The sequence below is a fragment of the Enterococcus sp. AZ126 genome (assembly GCF_051714545.1).
GTDB lineage: Bacteria > Bacillota > Bacilli > Lactobacillales > Enterococcaceae > Enterococcus_L.
The window spans coordinates 3232084-3256069 of the sequence record NZ_JBIOSB010000001.1 but is presented as its reverse complement, the minus strand read 5'-3'; the positions used below and the strand labels follow the sequence as shown (position 1 = coordinate 3256069).

Sequence of the window (23986 nt, the reverse complement as noted above, 5' to 3'; positions counted from 1 at the left end):
TTAGATTTAAGTAAAGACTAACTATAAACTATAGGACAATACTATGAATAGCTTGATTTTTTTCATATATTTGTTCAAATCGTCATATAGGCTATAATTTATTTTTTTATCAATATAGATAAAGTTCCTTGACTATGTTGAAAAAAATTCAAAAAACGTATACAACCTTATGTATACGTAACTTCTTATTCATTGATGGCTCTGGTAAAAAAACTAGAAATTTTGCTATCACATCACGAACCTTTTCTCTCCTGATTTTAGTGAATGTTTGAATTGGATTATTAGAAAATAATGTACAAAGTGAAATAAAATTTCAATTTGGTGTTTTTATCCTAATTGATGCGAATTAAATGGTCATCCACTCAACGCATCCGCATCATCTTTTTTTGCATTTTAATTCTTTTTAAATTCATTTTTATTTTAAAGCCACTGTCCTTTTATATTACATAGGATCATCATCGTGTTGGATTTTTTTTAATCTCCTTTTTTTCGTCACAAAAAAAACAGCAGTCTCTTAGAAAAGATTCCTGCTGCCTCAACGATACTATTTTCATTTTTAGCTTTATTATCAAATACGCCCAATGTCTAATTGCTTGATTTACTGTATCTTCAAACACTCTATTTATTATAGATCTTCGGACCTTTTCGCATATTTTTACGATCATTTTTAGGCTTTTCCATTTTTTCAGATCTGCCTCCACCTTGTTTTTTCTTAATCAATTCAAGCATTTTTTTCTTTGTATCCATTTATTGCACCGCCCTTGTTATGAGAGTCACTGACTCGATATGCGTTGTTTGTGGGAAGTTATCCACTGGTTGAACTTCTTTTACTTCAAAGCCACCTTCGACTAGTAGGGCAAGATCTCGTGCCAATGTTGCTGGATTACAACTCACATAAACAATACGTTCAGGTTTGGTTTCGATCAAGGTTTCTACTAAACTCGCTTCTAGGCCCTTACGTGGTGGGTCAACAATCACAACATCAGGCTTGATGTCATTTTCGATCATTCTTGGTAATGCTTCTTCAGCTAAGCCTGCTGTAAAAGTTGCATTCGTGATATTGTTCAGTTTTGCATTGCTTTCAGCATTTTTTGCTGCTTCTTCAATGACTTCCACACCATAAACATGCTTTGCATCTTGCGCTAATGTTAAACCGATCGTACCGATCCCACAATAAGCATCCACTACGATTTCTTCACCAGTCAATGCTGCGTATTCTTTGACTTTATTATACATTACTTCTGTTTGTTGCGGATTTACTTGGTAGAATGAACGAGAGGAAATCTCAAATTTCAAATCAAATATCGTATCGATCATTTTATCTTCTCCGTGTAAAAGAATCGTTTCATCTCCAAAAATCACGTTTGTCTTTTTAGCATTGACATTTTGAACGATGCTGACAACTTCAGGCAACGCTTCTAAAATATCAGGAATGATTTTGCTTGTTGGGAATAATTTTGGTGTTCTGGTAATTAAAACAACCATCATTTCCCCTGTGTGGTAGCCACGGCGAACAACGATATGGCGTAAATTACCGGTGTTATCTGATTCGTTGTACGGCTTGATGCTGTAACGTCTCATAATATCACGAATTTTGATAACTGCTTCATCGATTTTAGGATCTTGAATATAGAAATGTTCTAATGGAATTAAATCATGACTATTTTTTCTAAAGAAACCCGTTTGCAGCTTATCATCGATTTTTCTTACTGGAATTTGCGCTTTATTGCGGTAACCCCATGGATTGTTCATACCTAGTGTGTCTAATACGGGAACTTCTGGCAATTTTGCTACGCGCTGCATCACATTTTTTACTTGGTCTGTTTTAAAAGTCAATTGAGCACCATAAGCTAAATGCTGTAATGGACTTATTCCAACTTTAGTAAAGTTTGCATCTTTGACTGGTACACGGTCTTCACTTGATTTTAAGATGGTCAAAACTTTCCCATAGCCGAAACTTTTGCCGACTTTTAAGACTTTAATTTCGATTTTTTCACCTGGTAAGGCATTTTCTATAAAAAGCGGGTAACCGTCAACTTTGGCAACACCCATTCCTTCATGTGTCAGATCAATAATATCAACTTCGATTGTTTCATTTTTGTTTACTGGAAAATTATTCATAAGTCGCTCCTTCTTTTATGCGCTTCACTCATTCTAATGAAAAACTGCTAGAAAAGCAATAGAGAGTTTGTTTCTACAACTAAAAGAAGCAAAAATTAATCTTTCTACTTAGTTGATTTCAGCTAGTTTATTTTCGATAAGCTGGATCACTTGTTTTTTTGCTTCTTCACTTTCGATAAAATCGTACCTGTCACCATCAATTTGGATTTTAGGGCTCTCATTGTATTCTTCAAACCATTTTTCATAGCGGCTATTCAATTCTTTATAATAGTCATATAATGAAGAATCTCGTTCTACTTGCTCATAAGGGCGTCCTCGTCTTTGAATACGTTCCAGCATTTTAGGAAAAGATATTTTTATGTGAACAAGTAAATCTGGACGTTTTTTATTGGCTGCATAGGGTAGTTCTTGTAACATATTTTCTAATAAAGAATCGTATACTTTTACTTCTGTCTCATTCGCTCTCCCCAAGTCAGCATTTAGATGAAACAATAAAGAATCTTCATATATCGAACGATCCAACACATTATTTTCATGAGAAAGTGCTTGTTTAATACTAGCAAATCGCTTGTTTAAAAAATAAATTTGTAATAAAAATGCATATTTTTTAGGATCTGCATAAAATAAAGGCAACACTTCGTTATCATCAACGGACTCATAAAAAGCATCTGATTCTAAATGTTCTGAAATAATTTCGGTTAAACTTGATTTACCTGCACCAATTGTACCTGCTAAAACGATCACTGACATCGAACTCCCTACCTATTAATCATTATTATTTTATTTTTAATCGATGATTGAATGGCTTGTATTCATGTAATACACAACAATAAAGCCACTCTCCAAACGCTTGAATTACCTCTTTATACGATAATACTATTGAAAAAAAGATTTCTATATCTCTTTCTCAATCTTTAAACTCATTTGCACTTCTATTTGAGCCACATCATACAAGCCTTTTATCCACTAAATCCTATTATTTTTTGCAGCGTTGATGACTTATTTAATTTACTCTTGATTCAGTCACAAGTCAATATTACACTTTCTTAACCATCGATTATGAGATATTTCTCATACCATATTCCATTCTATTTTATTCAACCATTAAAAAAGTACCTAAGATAAACAAGTATTTGTTTTATCCTAGATACTTACTTCTATTTTATTTTTGATAAATCAACCAATTTTTCCGTTGTTATCAATATCCTCTTCAGTTAAACGTTCGACTTCTTTTACAAACTCTTCACTTGTTTTTTGATACTCATCTTCATCTTCATCGTAATCCTCTAAGACAGAACCCATGATTGCATTAGATGGAATCGCATCTGCATTGGCAAACATTTCAATGTGTTGATGCAAATTAGTAAATTCCATGGGCGCATCTCCACCATACTCACCGTCCAGATTGATCATCATACGACTATTTGGTTCAAGCGTTTCAGCGTGTAAATAGCTAGTTTTTGTATAGACCAAACGATGATCTTCGATATGCTTACCACCGTTGAGCATTAATGCAGCTAAATGTAAAATCTCAAAAACGTTAGCTGTTTTCACAATAATCAATGAAAACTTCCCATCATCAAGTTTTGCATCCGGCGCAATCTTTTCAAAACCACCGACCGAATTGGTCAGTCCTAAGAAAAACATTGAAGCATTGCCTTCATAAACACCCTCATCATATTCCATCCGCATTTTGACTGGCTTGACCCGAGGCAACATTTCTGCCCCTTTTGCTAGATAAGCAAGGTAACCAAAAATACTTTTAAGTTCTGAAGGAACTTCGTAAGTTAGTTCAGTTAAATGACCGCCAGCTGCAATATTAATAAAATAGCTATCTTTTGCTTTACCGATGTCCATTTTCACAGTTTGATTTTTTTTGATGACTTCTGCTGCTTTAACAATATTGTCTCTAGGAATTTTTAATGCTCTCGCATAATCATTGGTTGTTCCTGCAGGTATGATCGCCATAGACGGTCTTTTTTCTAAAGGAGCAATGCCATTTACAACCTCATTTATTGTTCCGTCGCCACCAGCTGCAACAATTAGGTCAAAACCTAATTCTGCAACTCGGCGTGCTTCGTTCTTAGCGGAATTTTTATCTGGAGTTGTAGCAAAAGCACTGGTTTCATATCCGCATTCTTCCACTATTGAAAGAATATCAGCTAGATTTTTTTTAACTAGCTCTTTACCTGAAGTTGGATTATAAATCACTCTTGCTTTTTTCATAATCATCTGCTACTTTCTAGCGTTTTGCCAATTCTTCTTGTAACAGTTTATTTACTATTCCTGGGTTCGCTTGGCCTTTCGTTGCTTTCATGATTTGGCCGACTAAAAAGCCAACAGCGCGGTCTTTTCCATTTTTGAAATCATCTACAGATTGTTGGTTGTTATCTAACACTTCATTGATGATCGGTAGTAATTGTGATGGATCAGATAATTGAACTAAGCCTTTTGCTTCAACAACTTCTTTGGCATCTCCACCATTTTCGATCAATTCTTTAAAGACTTTTTTAGCGATTTTAGAACTGATTGTGCCATCTTCGATCAATGTGATCATACCCGCTAAGTTTGCTGGCGTTAATTTTGTATCTGGTAATTCAATTTTTTCACTATTCAAATATGCTGAAACTTCACCCATCAACCAGTTAGAAACTTGTTTTGCATCTGCTCCTTCATTTAAAGCAGCTTCAAAGAAATCAGACATTTCTTTTGTCAAAGTCAGAACCATGGCATCATATTCCGGCAAGCCTAGTTCTTTGATGTAGCGAGCACGACGAGAGGCTGGCATTTCTGGCAAGCTATGGCGTACACGCTCGATCCACTCATCATCGATCGCAAAACGAGGAACATCTGGTTCAGGGAAGTAACGGTAGTCACTTGATCCTTCTTTAACACGCATCAATAATGTTTTATTCGTTGTTTCATCGAATCGACGTGTTTCTTGTTGGATCTCTCCACCAGATAATAAAACTTTTGCTTGACGCTTTTCTTCAAAAGCAAGGCCTTTTTTAACAAAACTCATTGAGTTCAGGTTTTTAAGTTCTGCTTTTGTTCCAAACTCTTCTTGACCATATGGACGTAAAGAAATATTAGCGTCACAACGCATTGACCCTTCTTCCATTTTTACATCTGAAACGCCTGTAAATAGGATGATTGAACGGATTGCTTCTAAATAAGCATACGCTTCTTCTGGCGAACGCATATCTGCTTCTGAAACGATCTCGATCAGAGGCGTACCTTGACGGTTTAAGTCAACATACGAATAGCCGCCATCACCATGAATATTTTTCCCAGCATCTTCTTCTAAATGCACTCGTTCAATACGAATACGTTTTGTTTTACCTTCAACTTCGATATCGATCCAGCCATCATGACCAATTGGTTGATCGAATTGAGAAATTTGATAAGCTTTGGGATTATCTGGATAGAAATAGTTTTTACGGTCAAAATGTGTATCTTTAGAAATTTCACAATTTAATGCAAGAGCCGCTTTCATACCAAATTCAAGTGCTTGTTTATTCATTACGGGCAATACGCCTGGGTAACCCCAATCGATTACATTTGTATTGCTATTTGGTTCTGCGCCAAAGTGTGCTGGTGCAGGTGAAAAGATTTTAGAATTTGTCTTTAATTCTACGTGGACCTCAAGTCCGATGACAGTTTCAAAATTCATTAGCCATTCCCCCCTAAGATCACAGGTTTTTTCGTATGGAAATCCGTTGCTTGTTCAAATGCATAGGCTGCTTTGTACATCGTACTCTCATCGAAAGGTTTACCGATAATTTGCAAGCCGACTGGCAAGCCTTCTGAAAATCCTGCTGGTACTGACATACCAGGTAATCCCGCCAAATTGACTGGAATCGTTAATAAATCGTTCATATACATTGTAATTGGGTCATTGATATTTTCACCTAAACCAAATGCAACAGTTGGTGAAGCAGGGCCAATGATAATATCATATTTTTCAAAAACAGTATCGAAATCTTGTTTGATCAAGGTTCTTACTTGTCCCGCTTTTTTGAAATAAGCATCATAATAACCGGCGCTCAAAGAGAACGTTCCTAGCATAATACGACGTTTTACTTCGACACCAAATCCTTCAGAACGTGAATTTACATATACATCTTCAAGATTTTTCACATTTTCAGAGCGGTAACCATAACGAATACCATCAAAACGTTGTAAGTTAGAGCTTGCTTCAGATGACGCGATGATATAATACACAGCCACACCATATTTAGAATGTGGTAAACTCACTTCTTCTACTATTGCGCCTAACGCTTTAAATGTTTCTGCTGCTTTAAGAATCGCTTCACGAACACCAGCATCAACACCTTCACCAAGATACTCTTTTGGTAACGCCACTTTCATGCCTTTGATATCTCCTGTTAATCCCGCAGTAAAATCAGGTACAGATGCACCTGCAGAAGTGCCATCTTTTTCATCAAAACCACTGATTGCATTCAGTGCTAACGCATTATCTTTAACATTTCTTGTCAATGGACCAATTTGATCCAAACTAGAAGAGAACGCAATTAAACCAAAACGAGACACACGTCCATAAGTTGGTTTCAATCCGACAATTCCGTTAAATGAAGCAGGCTGACGAATACTTCCGCCAGTATCACTTCCTAAAGAAACTGGAATCTGACCAGCTGCAACGGCTGATGCTGAACCACCAGAAGAACCACCAGGAACTTTCGTATGGTCCCACGCATTTTTTGTTTTCTTGAAGTGCGACGTCTCGGTACTTGCCCCCATCGCAAATTCATCCATGTTTAATTTTCCTACAGGGATCATATCCGCTTGATAGACTTTATCCATAACGGTTGCATCATAAATTGGATTGAAGTTGTGGAGCATTTTTGATGCTGCTGTTGTTAAAATATCTTTGGTTACGATATTGTCTTTGATTCCGATTGGAATACCCGCTAAAGGATTTGATTCAGTAATCCCTTTAAGATCGATTGCTTTGGCTAATTCTAACGCTTTTTCATCACTGATCGTAATAAATGAATCCACATCTTTTTCAGTTTCATTGATGCGGTTCAATGTTGCCTGTGTTAAATCAGTTGCTGTAATTTCTTTTGAGACAAGTAAATCATGCAGTTCTGTTAGTGACTTATCGTATAATTTTTCCATTATGCACCAGCCTCCCCGTTATCGATAATCGCTGGCACTTTGATGTAGCCATTCTCTGATTCAGGCACATTTTTCATTAGTTCATTGCGATCCATACCTGGTGTTACGACATCTTCTCTCATTACATTGATTGCTTGCGCAACATTAGAGGTAAATGGAACACCCTCCGTATCGACTTCTTCTAATAATTCCACCATGTCGATGATTTTTCCTAATTGATCTGTAAAGTCTTTTAATTCCTCATTTGAAAAAGACAATTTAGACAATTTGGCTACATGTTTTGCTTGTTCTTCACTGATTGCCATGGATACCCTTCTTTCCTTTAGAAAAACTCTATCAAGAGTTCACTAGTTCATTTTTATACTGTTATGCGATATTTCGCGTTTAAAAACAGCTTTTTTCTTATTCTATCATAAAATTCTAAGAATTTTTGAAAGAGATGGAAGAAAATAGTCTGAAAATGTAAAAAATAGCAACGAAAATTCGATTTGTTTCATTTTTAAGCTATTCGTCTACTTCTTTTGTATAGCTATTATCTAATGCGGTAACCATTTGCTGCTCATCCCAGACCTCGATGCCGAGATCCTGTGCTTTCGTCAATTTACTACCGGCATCTTCACCTGCAACAACGATATCTGTTTTCTTCGAAACACTGCCAGTTACTTTTCCGCCTAGATTTTCGATTTTTTCTTTTGCTTCTTCTCTATTGTAATGTGTAAGTTTCCCCGTTAAGACTACTGTTTTATCTTTAAATGGTGATTCTACAGCTTCTAATTGAGAGGTACGAATTCCTTTATACTCAAAATTAACTCCAGCTTTTGTCAGCTCATCCATTAGTTCGTGCACTTCTTCATTTTCAAAATACGTGACTAAGCTATCTGCGATGATCTCACCTATCGAATCAAGTGCAACGACCTCCTCTTTGGTCGCTAAGCTAATCACACGTAAATCACCAAAATGTTCTGCTAAAACTTTAGCTGCTTTAGCTCCCACATGACGAATGCCTAATCCAAAAATTAAGCGCTCAACGGAATTATCACGACTTGCGGCAATTGCCTGATAGATATTATTTGCTGATTTTTCTTTGATTTTTTCAAGAGTCATCAGCTGCTCTTGCGTTAAAAAGTAAAGATCTGCCACATCTGCGACTAACTCTTTGTCATACATTTGTTCTAATACCCGAGGACCTAATCCATCAATATTCATCGCATTTCTAGATACAAAATGATTCAATCCCTCTTTGATTTGAGCTGGGCACTTTGGATTAATACAACGTAAAGCCACTTCTTCATCCAGATGAACTAATTCACTGTCACAAACTGGACAATGAGTTGGAATTTCATAGGGTTGGCTATGCTCATCTCTTTTTTCGGTCAAAACTTGCGCCACTTCTGGAATAATATCTCCTGCTTTATAAATGATCACAGTGTCATTTAAACGGATATCTTTCATCTCAATGAAATCAGCATTATGCAAACTTGCACGGCTAACAGTCGTACCTGCCACACGAACTGGTTGCATTACAGCCGTGGGTGTGACAACCCCTGTACGCCCGATCGTCCATTCGATTTCATCTACAACTGTTTGCGCCTCTTCTGGTGGAAATTTATAAGCGATTGCCCAACGAGGTGCTTTGACAGTGAAACCTAACTCGTCTTGAATCGTAAATTCATTCGTCTTGATTACAATCCCATCGATTTCATACGGTAATTCTGACCGTTTTTCATGATATTCTTCTATATAAGCCCAGACTTCATCGATATCTTGGCATAATTTTTTTTCAGGATTGGTCCTAAGACCGATTTCTGATAGTTCATCCAGTGCATCGTACTGCGTTTTTGCGGTCATTGGACCAAAATCTGCAACTGTATATAAGAAAGTGCTAAGATTTCTTTTGGCAACCATACTTGTATCTAATTGACGTAAACTGCCAGCTGCTGCATTTCTTGGATTCGCAAAGACATCTTGTCCAGCTTCTTCTCGTTCTTTATTCAAGTTCACAAATGATAGTTTTGGCATATAACATTCGCCACGGACTTCAACTGAAATTGGTTTTTTCAACTCTAAAGGAATCGATTTAACTGTTTTTAGATTTTCCGTAATATTTTCACCAACTGTTCCATCACCACGAGTTGCTCCTTGAACAAATTTGCCGTTTTCATATTTTAATGAAATAGCTAATCCATCAATTTTCAGCTCACAGCAATAGCTGACAGATTTTCCCGCTAATTTTTGAACGCGTTCGTCAAAATCGTAAATGTCTTCTTTACTAAAACCATCATTTAAACTATACATCTGCACTTCATGCGTAACTTTTTCAAAGCCTTGTAAAATCTTTCCGCCAACTCGTTGCGTTGGTGAATCAGAAGTGATCAAATCTGGATATTCGGTTTCTATGTCTAATAATTCTTTGTACAAGCGATCATACACATAATCTTCTACGGTCGGTTTATCCGCTACATAATATTCATGAGAATACTGATTTAACTGCGTCCGTAGCTCTTTTGCTTTATCTGTCGCTTCGGTTAATGTTAGTGGCTTTTCCGCCATAATTACTCCTCCTAATTTAAAAGCGTAGCGGGCCCATTTAGGCTCGCAGAAAAATAGGAAAATATGTTTGTGACGCTCTTTGTCACAGGTATGTTTTATCTTTTTTCCGAGAGTCAGGCCCGCGAAGCTAGAAAACATATCGAAAACAAAAGGTTCGTCCAGATCATTTTCCCTAAATTTAGCCCTTGTCGCTAGATATTTTTTCAATCGGAGCAAATGCTGCTAATAAGCGCTTGATGCCTTTTTCAGGAAAAGCTACGTCTAATTCCAAGTCTTTAGCGGTACCGCCAACTCGAACGACTGTACCTGTTCCCCACGCTTTATGTCTGACCTTATCTCCTGCTTGCCAGGCCATTGATTCTCCACCACTGGCAACTTTATCCGTTACTGGCTGTTTAGTCGGCTGTGCATACGATGGTTTGAATACTTTTGGTTCAAAGGTTCTTGTCGGTGCTGGTGAAGCGATCGAACCTTGTAAATCTAACAATTCTTCATCGATTTCATCTAAGAAACGACTGGGACGATTGTATTGCGTTCTTCCATATAACGTTCTAGAAAAGGCATTTGTGATAAATAAAATTTCCTCTGCTCGCGTAATGCCTACATAGGCTAAACGGCGCTCTTCTTCTAGTTCACTTTCTTCTAACATGGCACGAGATAGTGGGAAGACGCCTTCTTCCATCCCAATCAAAAAGACAACTGGAAATTCAAGTCCTTTTGCTGCATGCAGTGTCATCAACGTTACTTGAGAGGTACTTTCTTCTAAATTATCTAAGTCTGAAACAAGTGCTAAATCATTTAAAAACACCGCTAATTTTTCATCTGGCGCATCTGCCTCTTCTTCATCCTGACGTTCGTAACGTTTGTCGAATTCTTGGGTAACGGTTAAGAATTCATCTAAGTTTTCTAAGCGCGCTTGCGATTCTAAATTATTTTGTCTGACTAATTCTTCACGATAACCACTGCGATCCAACACTTCTTTCACTAATTCAGTGATCGTTAAATATGGAATCATCTGTGTCAGATCTTGAATCATCATCCCAAAGCTCCCTAATTCTTTACCAGCCTTACCTGAAATATTTGCTAGATCCACATTTTGTGAAGCCTCGAGTAATGACCAGCCATGCATTTGAGAAAAACTTCTTAATTTTTCGACAGAACTTTTACCAATGCCTCTTTTTGGTTCATTGACTACTCGTTCAAAACTAAGTGAGTCCATTGAATTGGAGATAATGTTTAAATAGCCTAAAATATCTTTAATTTCTTTACGATCATAGAATTTATGTCCGCCAACCATCGTATAAGGAATATTCGATTTAAGCAGCATTTCTTCCATTACTCGAGATTGAGCATTCGTGCGATATAAAACTGCGAAATCACCATAGATACGGTCTTGTTCGCGTATTTCTTTTTGGATTTGCCCCACAATAAACTGCGTTTCATCCCGCTCGTTATCACCACGATAATAAACAATTTTTTCTCCATCCGTATTTTCTGTCCATAATTGTTTATCTCGACGATTGCTATTGTTTTTGATTACGTTATTTGCTGCATCAAGAATTTTTTTGGTGGATCGGTAATTTTGTTCTAGCATAATCACAGAGGCATCAGGATAATCTTTTTCAAAATCCAAGATATTCTGCATATCTGCTCCACGCCAGCCATAAATACTTTGGTCAGCATCCCCCACAACACACAAATTTTTGAAACGTGCCGCCAGCATATTGACTAATGTGTACTGCGCATGGTTAGTATCTTGGTACTCATCTACGTGGATATAATGGAATTTATTTTGATAATAGCTCAACGAATCAGGGTGTTCATTAAATAGACGAATCGTGTTCATGATCAAATCATCGAAATCCATACACTGATTATTTCTTAATTCTTTTTGATACATTTTATAGCATTTAGCGACAATTTCTTCGTAAGGTGTTCCTTGTAATTCCGCTACTTTTTCAGGAGACTGCAGTTCATTTTTAGCGTTACTGATCGTACCTAAAATCGAACGAGGGTCATATTTCTTTATATCGATGTTTAGTTCATTCAAAATTCGCTTCATCAACGTTCGCTGTTCAGAAGTATCAATAATCGTGAAATTACGATTATAACCGATATGATCGACATCACGGCGCAAAATACGCACACACATCGAGTGAAATGTCGAAACCCAAACATCATTTCCGCCAACTTCTAGTAACTTTCCAACCCGTTCTCTCATTTCTTTTGCGGCTTTATTGGTAAATGTGATTGCTAAAATATTCCATGGATTAACATCTTTTTCTTCAATTAAGTAGGCAATACGGTGAGTTAAAACTCTTGTCTTTCCGCTACCTGCACCCGCCATAACTAATAAAGGCCCTTCAGTATGTAGAACGGCTTCTTTTTGTCTCGGGTTCATACCTTGGATCAAGGCGTTTTCTTGTGCCATCATCAACGTCCTCTCTCTTTTTTCAATCTTATACATTATACCAAAAAAAACACAAAAGCTGAACAGATAGAACAAACCTTGCGTAATAACATACAAAAAATTTTAATGATACTTATCACAATGGATGTTTAGATTATGATGCACAGCTTAAATCCGTCAAACAAGATTTTAGAAGTAAAATTCTTTTATTGTCAAAAAAGAGTTAGCGTATCTTAATATCATTTTTAGTCCATCATCATTTAGTCTATGAACAACTTATTTCCGAAAGCGTTACTTTTGCTCCTGCCGTTTGTTCTAGCCTCCAATTAACCCAAAAAGCACCCGTATCATTTGATACAGATGCTTTTTGTAATCTCTTTGCTCAAAAATAGGAATAAATGAGCCTCATTAAAATAATAATATTCGTAGGATTTCAATTATCTCAATTCCATTTTGTTTGTGCTGAACTTTTATAAAATAAGGATGAGACAATATTTATTATCAGCAAATGTTAGCCAATAATTGATTTTTTCATCTCCATTAGGAAAAATTCGCGACCACGCGATCGACATCCGAAATGTTTTAAAATCTAGTTCAGCAAATAGTGCAATATCTTCTTTATACACGTGATAATGATTGATACCAGAATGATTTGGATCATAGATATCCTCTTGAATTGACGAGGTAATTTCCATAGCCCTACTATGAGAGCCAGCGATTAGTACATCACAAACACTGATTCCCTTCCCATCTTGATCCCAAGCACCTTCTATTTGATGCGCTGCAACGGCTCAGCCCCAAAGAAACGTTTCTTTCATCACCAACCATTTTTCTTAGCCGATTTCAGTTACTGCTATTTTTTCTGTTTCCATCTCTTTTTGAATCTGTGTTTCTTCTTTAGCTAGTTCTTGTTTTTCACAAATTTTGAAGAATGGATAATAAATAGCCACGCTCAGCAGTAATGATACAACGCCCCAAATCACAGCCGGAATATTTCCTCCAGTTGCTAAGTATGCATTCACTAAAGGCGGTGTCGTCCATGGCGGATTAAACGCAATTCGCCCAATAATATTCGTTACGGTTAAAATATAAGTCCCGATACAAAGAAGCAACGGCGTAATTATAAAGGGAATCATCATGATCGGATTCATCACGATGGGAAAACCAAAAATGATAGGTTCATTGATACAAAAAATTGCTGATGGTAATGCCATTTTCCCCAATGATTTATATGACTTACTTTTAGACATCAGCATATTGATAACCAAGCCTAATGTTGAACCAGTTCCCCCATAACATAAAAATGTTATATAAAACCCACCAACAAAAATATTTGGTAATGGCTCCCCTCTTGAGAAAGCTTCTGTATTCGCTGCAAATAAGGCTAGAAAGATCGGATCTCCAATGCTGCCCATTACGTTACTTCCGTGAATTCCCGCACACCACAATAACAAAATCATAAATGTATACAGCAACATGCCTGGCAACGTGTTTAATCCTGTTGCTAATGGTGAAAACATCCATTGAACGAAGCTGTTGACATCAAATTCCAATAACACACGAATAATCCAAGCCAAACCGATAATCGCTGCTCCTGGTATTAAACTAGCAAAACTTTTAGAGACTGCTGGCGGAACACCATCTGGCATCCGAATGATCAAATTCTTTTTAATAAAGAAATTAATAATCAAGACTGTCAAAATTGCCGTAACAATTCCGGTAAACAATCCAGAAGCACCTAATGTTGCTATATCGATACTCCAATCTTTGGACGCTTGCAGCATTAAAAAGGATGACATCGCTAAAACAACTGAATTGATTGGATCAATCCCATATGTTTCAGAAAGATAATAAGTAATTCCTGCACAACCTACCAATCCCAAAATACCAAATGTAAAACCAATCGGGACTCCTAACTTGATGCCAAAACTACCCAAAAATTCAGTCCAACCATTAAATGGAAGGTTAGCAACAATCAAAAAGGCACTCCCGATGATCGTCAACGGCATTGTCACAGCGATCCCATTACGGATTCCAACCAAGAACCGATTCTCACTAACTTTTAGAACACCAGGCATAACTTTGTCTTGAAACACATCAATAAACTTGTCCATTTTACGCTCCCCTAACTCTATTTTTCTATTTATAGCTAATGACCAAACGAAGCTCCGCTCATTATCTCCATTGTGACCCGAATTTCTTCTTCACTGACAATACTTGGTGCATCGTGGAAAATCATCTCAACTACTCCATCATAAAAACAACCATAATCACCTGTCTCAGAAACTATCGCTTTTTCTATCCAATCACCATTAGCATTTTTATAGGAAATAACGCCATATTCTTTAGGAGTGTCCAAACCAAAGCCTGCATCTCCAGGAAAAACCCCTAATTTCAAATCATTTTCTTGTTGATCGGGACTATATTTTTCATAAATGCCTGTCGTGCCTAACAATCTAAAACGTGGACCCAATTTTGCCACAACTTGACTGGATTTCAGAATCCCTTTCAATGCCCCATAAATAAGTTGCACATCGTAGTAATCATCCACTGTACTTTCATTATTTTGAACATTTCTCAAGTCATAATAAACAGTATCTGGCTTTCCAAATAGGGAAACTATCTGGTCAACAGCATGCACACCCAATCCATAAAAACTACCATCAAGAATCGTTCCTTTACGTTCCTCTGTATTCGGTCGATAATAATCAATATGCGCTTCCAGTTCAATCAATTTTCCTACATAGTTTCTTTCGATCACTTTCTTTAAGGTTAAAAAATCACTGTCAAATCGTCTGTTTTGATAAGGTATCACATGAACATTGCTTTCCTTTGCCAATTGAATCAACGTTTGTGTTTGCTCCATTGTTTCACAGAATGGTTTTTCTATAATTACATTTTTTTTAGCTTCTAGACAAGCTTTTGCAAGAGAAAAGTGAGTTTTTGGTGGTGTACACAGTGTAATTACAGCAACCTCTTCATCTGCTAGAACATCAGCTAAATCTGTCACTCCTGTTATATTTAGCTTACTTAATTCTTCTAAATCTTCTTTTGTTAAGGCTAAATCGCAGACGTATTTCACTTGGATATTTTCTCTTAGTTTAATGTATGGAAGATGGTATCTTTTAGCACTTTTTCCGTATCCGACAATCGCCATTACTAATTTTTTCATTAAATGACCTCCTTTATTTTCAAATGAGTCAAATCAAATTGAGGTAGATACTCTTCATTTGCGATTAACATCTCATCTAAAATCTCCTTTGCTTTAGTATCAGAAGAAACTAATGGATTGATCGTCATGGCAACTAAGGCTTTTTGATAATCTCCTGTCACAGCAGCTTCACAGGCTACTTTTTCAAAAGCTTTCATTTGTTGGATCAAACCATTTAACGCATCAGGTAATTTTCCAGTTGTCAGCGGAATCGGACCAGCTTTAGTAATCAGACAATTGACCTCAACGACATCGGATAATGCTAAATTATCAATGGCTCTCATGTTTCGGGTATTGACCGTTTGAACATCCCGCTTGTCTGTGTGTAGCGATAAAATCAAATCACAAGCACATTCGCTATACCCTGCTCCGCCTCTTTGAGACAATATCCCTGGTACGTCATCAAGATCACTATCTGCATAAACTGAAAACAACTCTTTTTCTAATTTTTTTGCAATTACTGCTCGTGAGCCTTCATTTCTTGCCGCCCGATGTTCAGCTTTTAATACCTCATCTGTTTTCCAGTAATATTGTAAATAGCTCATCGGAATTGCTTGAATTCCAGTCAGAAAATCAGCGTCCCAGTTTGAAACCCCTGGATTGTCGATTTTGACTTCCCCACGTACTAGCTGATCCACAACAGAAGCTGTCACCTCTTTCCCATCTAACAAAATACGTTTAGCAAAAACCAAATGATTCAATCCTACAAACTCAGCGAAAACACGTCTTCGATCAACTCCTAATGCATCAGCAATTGCATGCTCTATATTTAACGGACCGTTACAAATACTAATCATTTTTTCCCAGTTCGTATGATTCAATACTGCTTCTGCCAACATTCCAGCTGGATTGGCAAAATTAATCAGCCAAGCATCTGGGCATAACGCTTCCATTTCTGTACAAATATCGATCATCACAGGAATTGTCCGAAATGCATTCAATAACTCTCCGGGACCATTTGTTTCTTGTCCCACGAAACGATATTTTAATGGTATATTTTCATCTTTTACTCTTGACGATAATTGGCCTGCTCGAATCTGCGTTAATACAAAATCAGCATCATTTAAAGCCTCTCTTCGATTTAGAGTTGACCTCAATTGTATTGGGCAACCAGATTTATCAATGATTTTTTGACAAAGCTTTGTAATGATTGCTAATTTTTCTGCTCCCTCTTTTACATCAACCAACCATAACTCATCAATTGGCATTTCTTCATATCTAGTGATAAACCCTTTGACTAATTCCGGTGTATATCCTGATCCTCCACCGATCGTTACAACTTTTAACTTTTTATCCATCCTCTGCACCTCTACGATCTAATTTTATACTGTTATTTTCCAGTTCATTGATGAAGTATAGCATCTACGTTTAATATTTATAATAGTTCTTTACAGGTTAGATATGTAAGCGCTATAATAATAATTGTATCAACAAAGATACACACTGTATTATCTAGAAAGGATGAATATTGTGCTATTTTTAGAAAAAACACCCGTTTTATCTCCTCTTGACTATGATATCTATAACTATATCGTTGATCATATGGATAAAGTCGTCTTTATGAGAATCAGGGAGCTCGCAGAAAATACACATACAAGTGTTGCCACAATTCAACGATTCTGTACTAAATTTGAATGTGAAGGCTTTTCAGAATTCAGAATTCGCCTTCGTTTGTTTTTAAATGAAGATAAAAAACAGTCTGAAACGATCATGATCGATACATCCAGCCACGTTAATTTTTTATCTCGTGTAAACGAACAGCAATTTCAGGATAAAATCAAAGAAGCGATCTCCATTATTATGAATAAAGAACTAATTCTCTTTTTAGGAGTGGGCTCGTCTAATGTCATGGCAGAATACGGTGCCTTATATTTTTCTTCTGTTTTCCAAATGGCTCTCCGGATCGAAGACCCTATTACTAATCCTAGAAATTATCTATCCAAACAATTATTGGAAAACTCATGTGTCATTGCTCTTTCTGTTTCAGGTGAAACAAAAGAAATCATCCATTACCTTAGCAGCTATAGCTTTAAAGATACACCTATTATTTCAATTACAAATACTGCTAATTCAACGATTGCAAAATTATCCAGCGTGAATATTCCTTACTATATCGCAGAAGAAAGATTGTGGGAACAAGACATCACCTCACAACTGCCTCCGTTATTTATTATTGAATACCTTGCAAAATCACTGCATAACATGAAAAAATGACGTAGCAGCAGTTTGCGCTATGTCCACTTAATTCAACAGAGTCAGACTAAAAAAGATGTGTCCTGGTTTCACCCTTAAATCAACTATTCCAAAGACGATAAAAAACTGCATAAGTAGATGATCCATCATCGCCTACCTATACAGTCTGTTTATACTCTAATCGGGGTTCATATATCAGTTAAAGGAGCTTTTACATTTATGCTCACCTACGAGAAAACCATTTAAAAAATTTTCGTAAAGTAGTAATGAAATAAGGCTAATGAAAACCAAAAGAATAGACATCATTAAATTTATTTACTCTTCAGATGTCACGCTCTTTTTTGCCTCTCACGAACTCAAACAATGAACGACTCTCGCCTACTATTCATCAATTACGTTAGTTAATTTTTCTACGATTTCTTCATTTACATAAACTGAAACTTCTCCACCATTCACAGGAAATATCCCGCCACCTGTTTCGTCCAAAGTTACTTTTGCATCATTATTTTTCAAAATATCCACAAATGTTTTTCCAGCATGCACTGCACTGATCGTCATTTTTTTTTCGCCCGCTTGAGCGTTGGTCATTACAACTGCATAGCCTGATTCTTCTCTGTCAAAATTGCCTGTTCTGATCCAGCCGATCACATTGGCATCGTCAAAATAATCTATTTCGCTTCCATAAGCTAGTTTTTCACGAATTTTTAGTAATAGCTCTAAATTTTTTCCTACTCCATCCACATTTTGTGAAGGAATACCAAATAAATCTCCCCAGAATACAACAGGTGTTCCAGCATTTCGCAACAAAATCAACGCATACGCATGAAGCTTGAACCATCCATCGACCCAAGACTCCAAACTTTGTCCCTTTTGAGTATCGTGGTTATCAACAAAGGTTACCGCCCATTCCGAGCGCTCTTTTGCCAATGTTCCATCAAATATAGTTCGCATATCATAGTGGCCGTCAGAGTTTGCTGCTTCATAAAAATGATAGTGTAAAGGTACATCAAATAAAGAAATCAAGGTTCCTGAACTATCGATATAATTCGTCAATTTCTCAAGTTCACCGTTCCAATATTCTCCGACTACAAATAAATCCTTGCCTTTTTCTTTTCTTCTATTTAATAACCAATCGACAAAATAATTGAACTGAATATGTTTTACGGCATCTAAACGGTACCCATCAACATCCGTCAATTCTTGATACCATTGGCCCCACTTATTTAATTGGTCAACCGTTTCAGCATACTCCATATCCAAATTACATCCCATCAAATAATCGTAATTGCCATTTTCATTATCAACCTCTTCATCCCAACCCTTTCCATCAAAATTGAAAATCCCATGATCTTTTCGTCGGTCATCAAAGTCAACGCCAGAGAAATTTCTCCACGTCCAAATATAACGATTGTATTTTTGATTTCTGCCTGGAAAAGTGAATTTCGTCCAAGCTAAAATTTCTTCTTCTCCACTAACTGCTTCATTTCGGTTATCTGAACGATATTTTACGGCTGAAACATTTTCTTCCTCATCCGCTCCCATAAAATGATCGAACACAATATCACCATAAACTTCTATTCCAGCTCCTTTTAAAGCTGAAATGCACTCCAAATATTCTTTCTTTGTCCCATATTTAGTAGGAATTGTCCCTTTTTGATCAAACTCTCCTAAATCGTACAAATCATAAGGCGCATAGCCAACATCTTCAAAACCATTTGCCCCTTTATATGCAGGAGGAAGCCAAATACCATTGATCCCTTTTTTATGTAATTCTTCTGCTAGTTCAGTTAGACGTTGCCAGTGCTTACCATCTGCTGGAAGATACCATTCAAATCCTTGTAATATTGTACGATTATTCATACTTATCCCTCCGTTTTTCTCTATTCTCATTAAGCCAAAGAATAAACATCTTTGTCAAATAATAGAATCCTATCTATCAATGCCTTGAATAATCGTTTTATTTCGCCTTTGAACGTTTTTGACCGTTTTTGATTGCATCAGTCAATTTAATGTGCTATTATAGACATTGAAAAGAGGTGTGAAAATGCTTACAGAAGAAAGACATCAAGCAATTTTACGTTTATTAGATCAACAATCTATTGTTAAGTCTCAAGAATTATCTACACTTCTGAACGCTTCTGAATCAACGATACGTCGAGATCTACAAGAATTAGAAGATGCAGAATTATTAGAACGAGTTCATGGTGGAGCAAAACGAATCTTGAATCTAGGCTTCGAACAAGATATGACTGAAAAATCAGTCAAAAACACGCAAAAAAAACAGGAAATTGCTTTCCTTGCTGCTCAATTTGTTCATGATAGTGACGTTATTTATCTGGATGCAGGATCAACCACTTTAGAAATGCTACCATTTTTAATTGAAAAAAATATCACAGTTGTTACTAATTCTGTCCATCACGCAGCAAAGCTTGGCGATTTAAATATCAACACCATTATTCTTGGCGGTTCACTAAAGCTATCTACAAAAGCTATCGTGGGTTCTACAGGAATGGAACAACTCAGTCATTTTCGCTTCAATAAAGTTTTTATGGGAATGAATGGTGCCCATCTTGAGTTTGGTTTAACAACACCCGATCCTGAAGAAGCTGCATTAAAACGCTTAGCTATCGCTCAAGCAGAAGAAGCCTATGTCTTGATCGACCAAACAAAACTAAATAAAGTAACCTTCACAAAAGTCACCGAACTTGATGATGTCATTATTCTCACCAATCAATGTTCACCTGAGTTACTTGAAAAATTCCAGAAAAAAACAACGATAAAGGAGGCAGTACAATGATCTACACAGTAACATTAAATCCTTCAATTGACTATATCGTTCATGTAAAAGGACTTAAATTAGGCGATTTGAACCGAATGACCAACGATTTTAAACTACCCGGCGGTAAAGGTATTAACGTTTCCAGAATTTTAAAAAGAATTCAAGCTGAATCAACAGCTCTTGGTTTTCTAGGTGGCTTTACAGGTAATTTTATCTCTGATTGGCTGACAAAAGAACAAATCCAAACTAACTTTACAACAGTTCGAGAAGATACTCGAATCAATATCAAACTAAAATCTGAATCTGAAACTGAAATCAACGGTTTAGGTCCCGCTATCAGTAATGAAGAGATGCAAGACTTAAAAAAATCATTAAGCATGATTTCATCAGGGGACATTGTCGTTTTATCTGGGAGTACTCCTGCATCACTCCGAAAAGGTTTTTATGAAGAATTGATTCAAATTATCAAAGATAAGAATGCTGAATTTGTCATTGATACTACTGGTAAAGATTTAATGAATGCTTTGCCACAAAAACCTTTGCTCATCAAACCAAACAATCATGAACTTGCAGAATTGTTTGATGTAGAATTTCAAACGATAGACGATATTTTACCGTTTGGAGAACGTTTATTAGATGATGGCGCCAAACATGTGATCATTTCAATGGCGGGTGACGGTGCCTTGTTATTCACAAAAGAGGGAATTTATCGCTCAAATGTATTGAAACGATCACTGAAAAATTCTGTTGGTGCAGGAGATTCTATGATTGCAGGCTTTGTCGGAACATTTTCTAAGAATAACGATCCTGTTGAAGCTTTTAAATGGGGCGTTGCATGTGGCAGTGCGACTGCCTTTTCAGATGATCTAGCCTCAGTAGATTTAATTAATGAATTGATCTCTGAAGTAGAAATTGAAAAAATCAACTAACGACATGACTTAGTTTCTCGAAAAAAGATAAAAATCGTTTGTGGCAAAAAATGTCCCTCTCAATTTTCCCTATTTTTCTTTCGAGGATGTGCGAGCTCATTCAGCTTTTGTGCGGAATGTTGTTACTTATATAATTAGGAGGAAAAACAATGAACATCAAAGACTTACTAGTCAAAGACGTGATGATCATGGATTTGCAAGCGACTGATAAAAAAGGCGCAATCGATGAAATGGTCCAAAAATTGTATGATGGTGGTAGAATTTCTGATATTACAGAGTATAAAGAAGGAATTTTAGCCCGTGAAGCACAAACTTCAACCGGCCTTGGTGACGGAATTGCAATGCCACATGCTAAAAATAGTGCTGTTAAAGAAGCAACTGTTCTATTCGCTAAAAGCAACAAAGGTGTTGATTATGAAGCACTAGACGGACAGCCAACTTACTTATTCTTTATGATTGCAGCTCCAGAAGGCGCTAATGATACTCACTTGCAAGCTTTAGCTGCCCTATCTCGCCTATTGATCGATCCTGATTTTGTAGCGAAATTAAAAGAAACAAAAACACCTGAAGATGTTCAAAATCTATTTCAATCTGCTGAACAAGCGAAAGAAGCCGAAGAAAGACAAGAACAATTAGAAGAAGCATCTAATAATAATCAGGATACAAATCGTAAATTCGTCGTTGCCGTTACAGCTTGTCCAACTGGAATCGCTCATACTTATATGGCAGAAGATGCTTTAAAGAAAAAAGCGAAAGAAATGGGCATTGATATCAAAGTTGAAACAAATGGTTCCGAAGGGATTAAAAATCGCTTAACAGCAGAAGATATTGCCCGTGCTGATGGTGTGATCGTTGCTGCTGATAAAAAAGTTGAAATGAATCGCTTTGACGGTAAAGAGTTAGTAAACCGCCCAGTGAGTGATGGGATCCGTAAAACAGAAGAGTTGATCACTTTAGCAACTAGCGGAACCGCTCCAACTTTCCATAGTTCTGAATCAGATTCAAGTGAGGAAGATGGATCTGCAGATGGTTCTGTTGGTTCAAGAATCTATAAAGACTTGATGAATGGTGTTTCACATATGTTGCCATTTGTTATCGGTGGCGGAATTGCCATTGCACTTTCATTTATGATCGATCAATTTATCGGTGTTCCTCAAGACCAATTGAGTATGCTTGGTAATTACAATGAAGCTGCAAGTTGGTTTAACCAAATTGGAGGCGCAGCATTCGGATTTATGTTACCTGTTCTAGCTGGATTTATCGCTTCAAGTATTGCCGATCGCCCAGGATTAATCGTAGGTTTTGCTGCTGGTGCATTAGCTAATACAGGTGGCGCAGGCTTCCTAGGTGCTTTAGTCGGCGGGTTCTTAGCCGGATATGTCATTATTTTCTTGAAAAAAGTTTTCAAAGGCTTACCAAAATCACTTGACGGAATCAAAACGATTTTATTTTATCCTGTTTTTGGTTTACTGATTACTGGTGGCTTAATGCTTTTAGTCAACGTTCCAATGAAAATCATCAACGATGGGTTAAATGGGTTCTTATTAAGTTTAGATGGCACAAATGCCGCACTTTTAGGTGCCTTACTTGGTGGAATGATGGCGATCGACTTAGGTGGTCCAATCAACAAAGCAGCTTATGTGTTCGGTACAGCTTCGATTGCTGCAACTGTTACAGAAGGTGGTAGTATCATCATGGCATCTGTTATGGCCGGTGGTATGGTTCCTCCATTAGCAATTTTTATCGCAACATTGATCTTTAAAAATAAATTTACAAAAGACCAAAAAGATGCTGGTTTGACTAACTTAGTAATGGGTCTATCCTTTGTAACAGAAGGTGCCATTCCTTTTGCCGCAGCAGATCCTATACGTGTTATTCCAAGTTTTGTTGTTGGTTCAGCACTAGCTGGTGGTTTAGTAGGTGGTTTCGGGATTCGCCTTTTAGCTCCTCATGGTGGAATCTTCGTGGCATTATTATTAAGTCACCCAATTCTATATCTAGTATTTATTGCGATTGGTGCAGTCGTTTCCGCTATGATTTTAGGGATTGTAAAAAAACCTGTTCCTCAATAAACTTAAACATGATTATCAAGCCTCAAATGATACAGACCTCGTTCTCATTCATTTGAGGTTTTTACTTGCTGAATAACTTGATTGTAGAGTTTTTTTTAGACGAATAAATTATTAGGAAATGTAATATTGATCACGAACGGACAAAGCAGTATTAGCATTGTACCTGCTAAAGTAGCTGCCAAAGAAGGAGCCCTTGCTATTGCAACTGACAAATGTTTGGATAAACTCTCTGCTGTTATTTCAGAGAGAACTACGTAAGCTCTGTCGATAGTTGGTAAAAAGTAAGTTCAGAGATAAAAAATAAATACGGAAAAATCGATATTTTGGCCAATAATATTGGGATTTTACCCGCGAAAATGTTGTTGGATTCATCTTTTGAAGAATAGTATTATTTATCTATCTTGCAATGAAGCAAGTTTTGTGACCGATGCTAAGTTCGTTATTAACGGAGAAAGAATTGCTAAATTGATATTGTTTTAGAGGCTGGGAAAGTAAGTGTTACTTCTGTTTCAACTGTCTATTCGCATTTAGGGTGCGAGCGAAAAGTAGGATTTACTTTTGGCTCACACCCTATTTTGA

18 protein-coding genes and 1 pseudogene are annotated in these 23986 nt (G+C 36.8%); 5 read left to right on the top strand and 14 right to left on the bottom strand.

Annotated elements, in window-relative coordinates; all coding sequences use genetic code 11:
- Positions 1–618: 618 nt before the first annotated feature.
- The 13 genes and pseudogenes from IGI43_RS15255 to IGI43_RS15195 all read right to left on the bottom strand — a co-directional run bounded on the left by IGI43_RS15255 (position 619) and on the right by IGI43_RS15195 (position 16732).
- Positions 619–747 carry a hypothetical protein gene (locus IGI43_RS15255; RefSeq protein ID WP_438758633.1) on the bottom strand — a complete coding sequence of 43 codons (129 nt, stop codon included), beginning with the start codon at positions 745–747 and terminating at the stop codon, positions 619–621.
- The gene (gene rlmD, locus IGI43_RS15250) at positions 748–2121 is read right to left on the bottom strand and encodes a 23S rRNA (uracil(1939)-C(5))-methyltransferase RlmD (RefSeq protein WP_438758632.1); all 1374 of its coding nucleotides are present in this window, start codon (positions 2119–2121) and stop codon (positions 748–750) included.
- A gap of 108 nt (positions 2122–2229) precedes the next feature.
- The gene (locus IGI43_RS15245; RefSeq protein ID WP_438758631.1) at positions 2230–2871 is read right to left on the bottom strand and encodes a deoxynucleoside kinase; all 642 of its coding nucleotides are present in this window, start codon (positions 2869–2871) and stop codon (positions 2230–2232) included.
- A gap of 426 nt (positions 2872–3297) precedes the next feature.
- The gene (locus tag IGI43_RS15240; protein ID WP_438758630.1) at positions 3298–4347 is read right to left on the bottom strand and encodes a diacylglycerol kinase; all 1050 of its coding nucleotides are present in this window, start codon (positions 4345–4347) and stop codon (positions 3298–3300) included.
- 16 nt (positions 4348–4363) lie between these two features.
- Positions 4364–5794, bottom strand: a complete 1431-nt coding sequence (gene gatB, locus IGI43_RS15235; RefSeq protein WP_438758629.1) for an Asp-tRNA(Asn)/Glu-tRNA(Gln) amidotransferase subunit GatB — start codon at positions 5792–5794, stop codon at positions 4364–4366.
- A complete protein-coding gene (gene gatA / locus IGI43_RS15230) occupies positions 5794–7263 on the bottom strand; it encodes an Asp-tRNA(Asn)/Glu-tRNA(Gln) amidotransferase subunit GatA (RefSeq protein WP_438758628.1) in 1470 nt (489 codons plus the stop codon). The genes gatB and gatA overlap by 1 nt, the downstream gene beginning before the upstream one ends.
- The gene (gene gatC, locus IGI43_RS15225; RefSeq protein ID WP_438758627.1) at positions 7263–7568 is read right to left on the bottom strand and encodes an Asp-tRNA(Asn)/Glu-tRNA(Gln) amidotransferase subunit GatC; all 306 of its coding nucleotides are present in this window, start codon (positions 7566–7568) and stop codon (positions 7263–7265) included. The genes gatA and gatC overlap by 1 nt, the downstream gene beginning before the upstream one ends.
- Before the next feature lie 199 nt (positions 7569–7767).
- The gene (ligA, locus tag IGI43_RS15220; protein WP_438758626.1) at positions 7768–9813 is read right to left on the bottom strand and encodes an NAD-dependent DNA ligase LigA; all 2046 of its coding nucleotides are present in this window, start codon (positions 9811–9813) and stop codon (positions 7768–7770) included.
- 178 nt (positions 9814–9991) lie between these two features.
- The gene (gene pcrA, locus IGI43_RS15215; protein WP_438758625.1) at positions 9992–12244 is read right to left on the bottom strand and encodes a DNA helicase PcrA; all 2253 of its coding nucleotides are present in this window, start codon (positions 12242–12244) and stop codon (positions 9992–9994) included.
- A 509-nt stretch (positions 12245–12753) separates the two neighbouring features.
- Positions 12754–13041, bottom strand: a pseudogene (locus IGI43_RS15210) (family 1 glycosylhydrolase); the annotation flags it as partial.
- A gap of 15 nt (positions 13042–13056) precedes the next feature.
- The gene (locus tag IGI43_RS15205; protein ID WP_438758624.1) at positions 13057–14337 is read right to left on the bottom strand and encodes a PTS sugar transporter subunit IIC; all 1281 of its coding nucleotides are present in this window, start codon (positions 14335–14337) and stop codon (positions 13057–13059) included.
- Positions 14338–14372: 35 nt separating this feature from the next.
- Positions 14373–15395 carry a Gfo/Idh/MocA family oxidoreductase gene (locus tag IGI43_RS15200; protein ID WP_438758623.1) on the bottom strand — a complete coding sequence of 341 codons (1023 nt, stop codon included), beginning with the start codon at positions 15393–15395 and terminating at the stop codon, positions 14373–14375.
- Positions 15395–16732 (bottom strand): 6-phospho-beta-glucosidase, encoded by a 1338-nt coding sequence (locus IGI43_RS15195; protein ID WP_438758622.1) that lies wholly within the window; start codon positions 16730–16732, stop codon positions 15395–15397. The genes IGI43_RS15200 and IGI43_RS15195 overlap by 1 nt, the downstream gene beginning before the upstream one ends.
- 172 nt (positions 16733–16904) lie before the next feature.
- On the opposite strand from IGI43_RS15195, the gene IGI43_RS15190 reads away from it, so the two are divergent.
- Positions 16905–17648, top strand: coding sequence for a MurR/RpiR family transcriptional regulator (locus IGI43_RS15190; RefSeq protein ID WP_438758621.1), 744 nt, complete (start codon positions 16905–16907; stop codon positions 17646–17648).
- Positions 17649–18008: 360 nt separating this feature from the next.
- Here IGI43_RS15190 and IGI43_RS15185 read toward each other — a convergent pair whose 3' ends face one another.
- On the bottom strand, positions 18009–19487 hold the full coding sequence (locus IGI43_RS15185; RefSeq protein ID WP_438758620.1) for an alpha-amylase: 1479 nt from the start codon (positions 19485–19487) through the stop codon (positions 18009–18011).
- A 184-nt stretch (positions 19488–19671) separates the two neighbouring features.
- Between IGI43_RS15185 and IGI43_RS15180 the strand changes: the two genes are divergently transcribed.
- From IGI43_RS15180 to IGI43_RS15165, 4 genes are all read left to right on the top strand, one after another.
- Positions 19672–20424 carry a DeoR/GlpR family DNA-binding transcription regulator gene (locus IGI43_RS15180; protein WP_438758619.1) on the top strand — a complete coding sequence of 251 codons (753 nt, stop codon included), beginning with the start codon at positions 19672–19674 and terminating at the stop codon, positions 20422–20424.
- The gene (pfkB, locus tag IGI43_RS15175; RefSeq protein WP_438758618.1) at positions 20421–21335 is read left to right on the top strand and encodes a 1-phosphofructokinase; all 915 of its coding nucleotides are present in this window, start codon (positions 20421–20423) and stop codon (positions 21333–21335) included. Before IGI43_RS15180 ends, pfkB begins: the two co-directional genes overlap by 4 nt.
- 149 nt (positions 21336–21484) lie before the next feature.
- Positions 21485–23407 (top strand): PTS fructose transporter subunit IIABC, encoded by a 1923-nt coding sequence (locus tag IGI43_RS15170; protein ID WP_438758617.1) that lies wholly within the window; start codon positions 21485–21487, stop codon positions 23405–23407.
- A gap of 126 nt (positions 23408–23533) precedes the next feature.
- Positions 23534–23665: a hypothetical protein gene (locus tag IGI43_RS15165; protein ID WP_438758616.1), complete on the top strand. Its 132-nt coding sequence runs from the start codon at positions 23534–23536 to the stop codon at positions 23663–23665.
- The last annotated feature ends 321 nt before the right edge of the window (positions 23666–23986 follow it).